Annotated in this window: 7 protein-coding genes and 1 tRNA gene; 5 read left to right on the forward strand and 3 right to left on the reverse strand. The window is 55.7% G+C overall.

Going from position 1 to position 7,088, the window contains the following annotated elements:
- A partial coding sequence (locus V5A26_RS10980) for a hypothetical protein (protein WP_332322511.1) occupies positions 1-758 on the reverse strand: 758 nt, incomplete at its 3' end.
- A 369-nt stretch (positions 759-1,127) separates the two neighbouring features.
- On the opposite strand from V5A26_RS10980, the gene V5A26_RS10985 reads away from it, so the two are divergent.
- Positions 1,128-1,307, forward strand: coding sequence for a hypothetical protein (locus V5A26_RS10985; protein ID WP_332322512.1), 180 nt, complete (start codon positions 1,128-1,130; stop codon positions 1,305-1,307).
- 200 nt (positions 1,308-1,507) lie between these two features.
- Positions 1,508-3,283 carry a PAS domain S-box protein gene (locus V5A26_RS10990; protein ID WP_332322513.1) on the forward strand — a complete coding sequence of 592 codons (1,776 nt, stop codon included), beginning with the start codon at positions 1,508-1,510 and terminating at the stop codon, positions 3,281-3,283.
- On the opposite strand, the gene V5A26_RS10995 is transcribed toward V5A26_RS10990, so the two are convergent.
- Both V5A26_RS10995 and guaB read right to left on the reverse strand, forming a co-directional pair.
- Positions 3,280-4,164, reverse strand: a complete 885-nt coding sequence (locus V5A26_RS10995; RefSeq protein WP_332322514.1) for a GAF domain-containing protein — start codon at positions 4,162-4,164, stop codon at positions 3,280-3,282. The two genes, V5A26_RS10990 and V5A26_RS10995, sit on opposite strands and share 4 nt — an antisense overlap.
- A 40-nt stretch (positions 4,165-4,204) precedes the next feature.
- Positions 4,205-5,704, reverse strand: coding sequence for an IMP dehydrogenase (gene guaB, locus V5A26_RS11000; RefSeq protein ID WP_332322515.1), 1,500 nt, complete (start codon positions 5,702-5,704; stop codon positions 4,205-4,207).
- A gap of 113 nt (positions 5,705-5,817) precedes the next feature.
- Between guaB and V5A26_RS11005 the strand changes: the two genes are divergently transcribed.
- The 3 genes from V5A26_RS11005 to V5A26_RS11015 all read left to right on the forward strand — a co-directional run bounded on the left by V5A26_RS11005 (position 5,818) and on the right by V5A26_RS11015 (position 7,087).
- Positions 5,818-5,997, forward strand: coding sequence for a hypothetical protein (locus tag V5A26_RS11005; RefSeq protein ID WP_332322015.1), 180 nt, complete (start codon positions 5,818-5,820; stop codon positions 5,995-5,997).
- A 3-nt stretch (positions 5,998-6,000) separates the two neighbouring features.
- Positions 6,001-6,864, forward strand: coding sequence for a DUF5794 domain-containing protein (locus tag V5A26_RS11010; protein ID WP_332322014.1), 864 nt, complete (start codon positions 6,001-6,003; stop codon positions 6,862-6,864).
- A 51-nt stretch (positions 6,865-6,915) separates the two neighbouring features.
- Positions 6,916-7,087: transfer RNA gene (locus V5A26_RS11015), tRNA-Trp, on the forward strand.
- The last annotated feature ends 1 nt before the right edge of the window (position 7,088 follow it).

A 7,088-nucleotide genomic window follows, 5' to 3' on the forward strand; every position in this document is an offset into this window, starting at 1 on the left:
GACTCGGATTCCGGCTCTTCCGCTTCTGCATCTTCGACTGCCGACTGATCGGATGTGGACGACTCGCTATTGGGTTCGTCCGGCGACTGGTTGATCGGCTCCTCGAAGTCGAAATTGTCCGAGTCACTCCCCGATGTTTCGCTTTGGTCTTCAAGGCCCAGAGGGTCGTCTACATCTGGCGTGTGGTCGCGTCCAGTTTCGGAATCGGTCTTCGAGGAGTTCCCGGTGGGTTCGGACGGGTTATCTGGAGTCGTCCCGTGTGAGCCATCACTTCTCAATGGGGGGCTTTGGGGATTCTCACTGCTGAATACCGTATCTTTCGCTTTCTGGAAGAGCGGGGTTTTTTCTCCGGGCTCCGCTTCGTCGGCCTGTTTACTCTGCAATTTGTCGACCGTGTGAGCACTCCGAATATCCAGTGTAGCGGACTCGAACTGGGTTGCATCCCAATTCTCGAGCATCATCCCGAGCTTGAAGTGTGACTCACCCGCCCCCGCTACTACGTCTTCGATGACGACCGTTTCTTCCTCTTCCGACCATGAATGGGGAATATAATCCGGATGGAACCCAACCTCCGAATCTCTCATTGAGGGCACTTCATCGGCGAATGTGTACCGTACCGGCTCGTCACTGTTCGATTTGATTTTATATTCGACGATCACCCCCGTCCCTTTCGTCTCGATGTCTTTTTCTATCGTTACTAACTCGTGGGTGATACTGCTCACTTCGTCCCCGCTTGATCCGTCAAGTTCAGATGTCATGTTTGTCCCCCAGTTCGTTTTTGATGCCTCTCGTGATGCGTTCCGAGTGTGTTCCCCCGTGGTTTGGTTACGGATCTTTCCATTGTGTGCCTCACCGTATGGCCTCCACCTGGCTTCGTGAGCCTACATTCGTTAAGGTCCCCATATGTACTTTGTATTGAGTAGCTTGACCGGTCTCAAGCCCGGCTTGATGAACCGCACAGTGAGCTTACTCTTGCCCGGATTCATCGAGCTCGGAGTTCTGGGATATTGGGCAGCGGAGGGTACTCAACGAGAGATCGTAAACCAGAATTCCCGCAGAAAGCTCACTCCCAATCGGGGTGGGCTGAATAAAAACGTACTTCCCACCGCGCTGAATAGGTCTCGTTCATGAAGGAGGAACGACTTCTGGTGGATATTTTCCCACCCATCATCTTCCTGGTGGCCGGAATTATCTTCACTGTCGGGTGGTTGCAGACGGGCCAAACGATACTTCTCGCAGCGGGCCTTCTGGCAGCCCTTGGAACAGTGTATACACTCTATCGACTTGAGCAGTTGTACCTGCGCTGATTGGTATACGAACGACAGAGATGTAGGCAAACCCCTACATTGGAAGGGCTTTGTCCGGAACAAAAGTGGACAGTCGAGTCGGAACGGGTGGCCGGTTTTTTCGTATCTGAATACGTGAGTATACCATTGGTGGGTATTTTATCACATGTATTACCACTGGACCCCACCTTTATGTCTCACGGTACTAACAGTGAATATATATGGGCGATGAATGGGGCGAGGTGGCGATCGAGTCGGTATCCGCTTTTATTTCAGATGCGATATTTGGCCTCGATAAGGATGGGGATCTGATTTTTTGGAACGAGGCTGCCAGTGGTTTGTTCGGCTATACTGAAAGCGAGGCCATGGGTAGTTCACTCAAGGATCTTTTCTGCCTGAACGACCGGGACCGAGAAAAGATCAATAACCTGCTTGAAAAAAGCCTGCCCGGCGAGCAAGTTAAGGCCCCCTCCGGTTCTATCACAATCACAGCTACCACCGGTTCAGGGCCATCTGTTCCAATCGAGCTCGCCGTCACTGAGACGGATTCGGAGGCCCTGCTTTGTGTCGCCCATCCGATCGGAGAGGTCGTCAACGAAAACTCGTATCCAGAAGCGGTTGATAACTCCGTTTTCAGGCGCGCCATCGAGGGAGCATCGGACCTGATCGCCGCCGCTGATCAAAACGGTCGACTGCTGTTTGCGAACAAACGATATCGTGAGTTCCACGGCATCGAAAAACCAGTTCCCGGTCAATCCATCTCCAATGTACTTCCACTCGAAACGCATACTGAACTGAAACCGTATTTCGACCGAGTTCTCGACGGTGAAATGGTATATTTTGAAATGGATCGAATAGGGGCAGATGGCAACAAGCACACGTTTGACGTTCGATTATATCCCCTTGAATCAGCGACTGAAAATATCCACGGGGCAGTGACGACGATGCGGGAGACTACTGAATTGAAAGAACGGGGCACATCACTTCGTGAATCCTGGGAAACGTATCGCGATCTCGTGGATGGCGTTCCCCATCCATTACTGGTTCACCATATCGACGGAGAGATAGTCGAGGCTAACGAAGCAGTGTGTCTGTTCTTGGGGTATTCGGAAAACGAGTTGCTAGAGAAAAACGTGAAAGACATTCTCGTTAGCGACCATGCAGACAGGTACATCAAACGGGCCGAATCGGTAACCTCCGACAGACAGTTCTTCGAAGCGCGTCTAAAGACGGCAGAGGGGACGGTGGCGCCTTTCGAAGTTGCTTCCACTACAATCGAATACTTCGGAAACGAGGCGATACTGAGTATCGCCCGTGACCTCTCGGAATACAAAGCCTACAAGCGGGAGCTCGAAGAAACGAACGCCAGACTCGAGGAATTCGCGGCCGTCGTCTCGGAAGATCTGCGAAATCCGCTGACTGTCGCGCAAGGCTGGGCAGATATCGCACAGGAAAAAACTGGAGTAGAATCCCTCGATCGAGTCACCGAATCCCTCGATCGGATGGACGACGTGATCAATTACACGCTGACACTCGCCAGAGAGGGAGAGGGCCTCGGCGATCTCTCTGAAATCAACCTCTCAAAATTAGTCACTCAATGTTGGCACAGTGTCGACACGAACGGGGCTACGCTCGAAAACAACGCTGAACTCACGATTCGAGGCGACCTCGGACGCGTCGGCCATCTCATTGAAACGCTGTTCCAGAACTTTGAAACCATCAGCAACGGTGATTTGGGGATCAAAATCGGTGATCTCGACTACCGAGACGGGTTTTACATCACAACCTCGGGGCCGGAATTCCCGGCCATCACCCAGAGAGGACCCAAACAATCTGCACATATTGGAGGTGCCGATAAATCGGAATGTGATCTCACAGTCATCCGGCGGATCGCCCAGGCTCATGGATGGAGACTCCAACTCGATTCACGCGAAGAGGGTGGCATGACGTTCGAATTTTCGAATGTTGATGTGGTCTCACACGATCAGACGAGCTAGGAAACCTCCTGCTCGACCCCCCGGTCCAAATTAGGCACCGCAGTTCCGACGTGCGCGGACAACGATTCCAGGAGATCGAGGTCTTCCTCCGTATATGCGTCATTAGAGCGAACAAGCGCAAGTAAGACAATTGTCACATCATTGGCGTCGATCGGGACGCCGAGCAACTCGGTCCCAGCCAGATCCTCCGGGATCGAACAATCGACGTCTCCAGGACAGCGAACCGTATCCATTGGTGAGCCAGCCGCAACCTCATTTGCAACCGAAACGACAAAATCATGCCGGGGTTCCGGGAGTGTCGAATCCAAGACCGTCGTCATATCTCCCACGGCCACCACCGCGGATTCGTTGCTTCCGATGAGAAATTCGAGTACCTCAATGCTGAGCGCACTCACGCCGTGCACGTCCCGCGATTCGTTGAGCGCTTTGCCGTAGGCGTTCAGACTCTTTGCTTTCCGGGCAAACCGTTCGACCCGATCACGTTCTGTCTGAAGGGCGTCGAACCGAAGCCGGCTCCTGGCATCGTACACACCAACCACAATTCCGACCAACGATCCAGCTGTAAACGCTTCGAGCACCGATATAGGCAACCCCCCAGCAAATCTGTCCACGGGGAGACCCAGCGTAATGAGGTACCCAATCGCCGCAAATGTCGTTGCACTGCCAACCGTCCAGGTGAGAATCTCGGTCCCGTATTCACCGATCGATTCGTCATCACGAATAATTACACCCCCCATAAAGGACACTGCCGTAGCGATAAGGAGAAACGGCCCGGTCCGTATGATCGCGGTCGTCGGTTCCGCTGGAGCGGACCCAATTTCGAGTGCCACGAGCACCACACCAAGTACGACGAGCGTGATCCCCGTCTCCCGTCTGTTCATACTTGCTCTGGGAGGAGCACGACCAAGAAGGTGACCCCAGTTAGTCCCGTTGGGGCTTGTAGTTCGGGGCCTCGTCGGTGATCATCACGTCGTGTGGATGGCTCTCCTGTTGACCAGCCTGTGAGACTCTGACAAATTCGGCTTCCGATTGCAGTTCGATGACGCTTTCTGCACCAGCATAGCCCATTCCTGATTGAATCCCGCCAACAAGTTGATGTAACTCACCTGAAAGAGTCCCCTTATACGGCGTCGCGGCTTCCACCCCTTCCGGAACAAACTCTTCGTCCTCGGATTCCTCCTTGAGATATCGGTCACCGCCACCGGATTGCATCGCACCGACACTGCCCATGCCACGGTACTGCTTGTACTTCTTGCCCTTGATCGTGATGACCCGTCCAGGGGCCTCTTGAGTTCCCGCGAAATACGAGCCCAGCATCACCGCATCAGCACCTGCTGCGAGTGCCTTTGCTGCATCTCCCGAGTACCGAATCCCGCCATCGGCGATCACTGGGACATCGTGTTCTTTGGCGACGTCTGCGACCTCAGCGACGGCCGTAACCTGTGGCATTCCGGCACCACTCACGACACGCGTCGTGCAGATACTTCCCGGGCCGATTCCCACCTTGAGTCCGTCAGCGAAATCGACGATGTCTCGGGCGGCCTCGGCCGTTCCGATATTTCCGACCACTACGTCAGCGTCGACCATGTCCTTGATTTCGCGTGCGCTGTCAACCACGTTCAGGTTGTGCGCATGTGCGGTATCGATAAAGAGCGCATCGGCCCCAGCGTCGTCGACGGCTTTGGCCCGGTCCTGTTCGAAGGGGCCGACAGCGACCCCAATACGGAGACGACCTTTTTCGTCACGGACAGCGTCTTGATGTTCGCGACGGGCCAGAATCCCTTGCATCGTCACGAGTCCGGCGAGATGGTCTTCCGTGTCCACGATCGGGACCCGTTCGATCTTGTGTTCGTACATCAATTCGAGGGCTTGGCGAGGGGTAACGTCCTCGTGGGCGGTGATAACTTCGTCAGTCATCGCCTCCCGGACAGCGTCGAAATCACCGAGTTCCAGGTACGGACGGATGTCGGTACCTGAAATGATGCCGAGGACAGTATCGTCCTCGTCCACGACTGGGGCGCCACTGACACCCTCTGCGCTCATCATTTCATCGACCTCGCTCACCGTCTGGTCGGGGTCGGCCGTGACGACGTTTTCACGCCGAATGATCGTCTCGTCGGCCCGCTTGACCCGTTCGACCTCTTCGACGGCCCGTTCGGGCTCCATGTTTCGGTGGAGGACACCAAGCCCGCCTTCCCGCGCCATCTGGATTGCCGTCTCGGCTTCTGTTACCGTATCCATTGCTGCGGAGAGGATCGGAATCTCGAGATCGATGTTCGTCGAAACGCGCGTGCTCACGTCCGCTTCGTCGGGTTCGACTCGACTCTCCGCAGGTCGAAGTAACACGTCGTCAAACGTCAACGCCTCTGGAACCTGTAACTTCTCAGTAAACGTCCCTCGCGGGGGAGAATCCTTCGCCATGTAGTACACAGCGACTCAGTCGGCAAAAGCGTTCCGAGAGCAAAGACGGGTCCTCGTGGGTTGTAACCCTATCTCACACTATATTTATGTGTCCTTGAACCTGAATATTCGGTATGGACTCCGAATCGCCCACTGCCGAGTGCATCGCCGGCGAACAGCCCATCGCCACCGGCGACGTCACATTTGTCGGCAACAAAAACGGGAATTCGGGGAACTCAGTCTGGCCCGTGCGGTCGATGGAGGTTCACCGCAGACACCGCCAGCACCCACATGGTTACGGGCGCCCCTCATAGTCGATGAGTAGTTCCCGACATCCGATCGCGCTTCGCCTCGAGCAAAAGGTTGGCGGCGCGACGAAGCTTTTGGCGACGGTCATGCTCCTCCCGCTCATCGACGGGATCTTTCCCGCGCTGGTTCTGGCCGACGCACTGTCAAGTACCGTCGGCATTCTCCAGGTTGGGCTCCTCGTTTTCGGTGGAAGTGCCACCGTCGCGGTGGTGCTCGTCGAGATGGACGCCGATCCAGTCCAGCAATCAAAGGAGGTGCTCATGGTTGGCATCCCGTTGATCCTTATCGCTGGTCTGGAGGCAGCGATGGCACCCACCATCGCCAGTGTGCTCGATATCGTCGTCTTCGAGCGCTTTGCCGCCCTCGTGATCGTTGCAATTGCGGCGAAAACCGCCAGTGCAACGATCGGTGAATATCTCCCGCGCGAGAGTGTCATCATCGGTCTCGGAGCTATCGCGAGTTTGAACCCCTCGACATTCGCCTTTGTACTGACTGCAGATCTGGAATTGGTGGCTCGCGGCATGGCGGCAGGCGGCGTTGGTGTGGCGTTTGCACTCATGCTGGTCCTCTTGCGGCCCCGAATCGAGGACCTGGTCGACATCGACCGGTTCCGATTTGGCAGCGCAGTCGCACTGGGGACCCTTGCCCTCTCGATCATCGAGGTCGTTCCCAGTGAAGCGCCACTGCCTGTTTTTGCCATGGCTGCGCTCCTCGCAATCGATCCGACCGAAACCACGGAGCCGTCGACGATTGCTCCCGGCATGCCAACCACGGATGGCGGTCCAGAAGACCTCCCCACTGAGGACGAGTCGGACAAGAACCAGTATGGATATCCAGGCGAAAGTGACGACGATCGGGCCCCCTGGATCTGACGGTTGGCGAATCGTAACGCCCTTTAGCCGTACCCGACAATCGTGGGGCACGGGGCTGTGGCCAAGCCAGGAATGGCGACTGACTCCAGAGGTTGCCGAGGACGACACTCCAGACTGGTATACCGAGCGTTCGACTGGCTCTCGAACGCGATGACGACCCTCTGGAGTGCTGAGGCGTACCGGGGATATCAGTCGATCGGGGGTTCAAATCCCTCCGGCCCCAT

Origin of the sequence: Halodesulfurarchaeum sp. (genome assembly GCF_036626455.1) — an archaeon.
GTDB lineage: Archaea > Halobacteriota > Halobacteria > Halobacteriales > Halobacteriaceae > Halodesulfurarchaeum.

Excerpts from the sequence above, each read along its gene's own strand:
- guaB (WP_332322515.1), bottom strand. The coding sequence starts at position 5,704 with ATGGCGAAGGATTCTCCCCCGCGAGGGACGTTTACTGAGAAGTTACAG.
- V5A26_RS11005 (WP_332322015.1), top strand. The coding sequence starts at position 5,818 with ATGGACTCCGAATCGCCCACTGCCGAGTGCATCGCCGGCGAACAGCCC.
- V5A26_RS11010 (WP_332322014.1), top strand. The coding sequence starts at position 6,001 with ATGAGTAGTTCCCGACATCCGATCGCGCTTCGCCTCGAGCAAAAGGTT.
- V5A26_RS10990 (WP_332322513.1), top strand. The coding sequence starts at position 1,508 with ATGGGCGATGAATGGGGCGAGGTGGCGATCGAGTCGGTATCCGCTTTT.
- V5A26_RS10995 (WP_332322514.1), bottom strand. The coding sequence starts at position 4,164 with ATGAACAGACGGGAGACGGGGATCACGCTCGTCGTACTTGGTGTGGTG.
- V5A26_RS10985 (WP_332322512.1), top strand. The coding sequence starts at position 1,128 with ATGAAGGAGGAACGACTTCTGGTGGATATTTTCCCACCCATCATCTTC.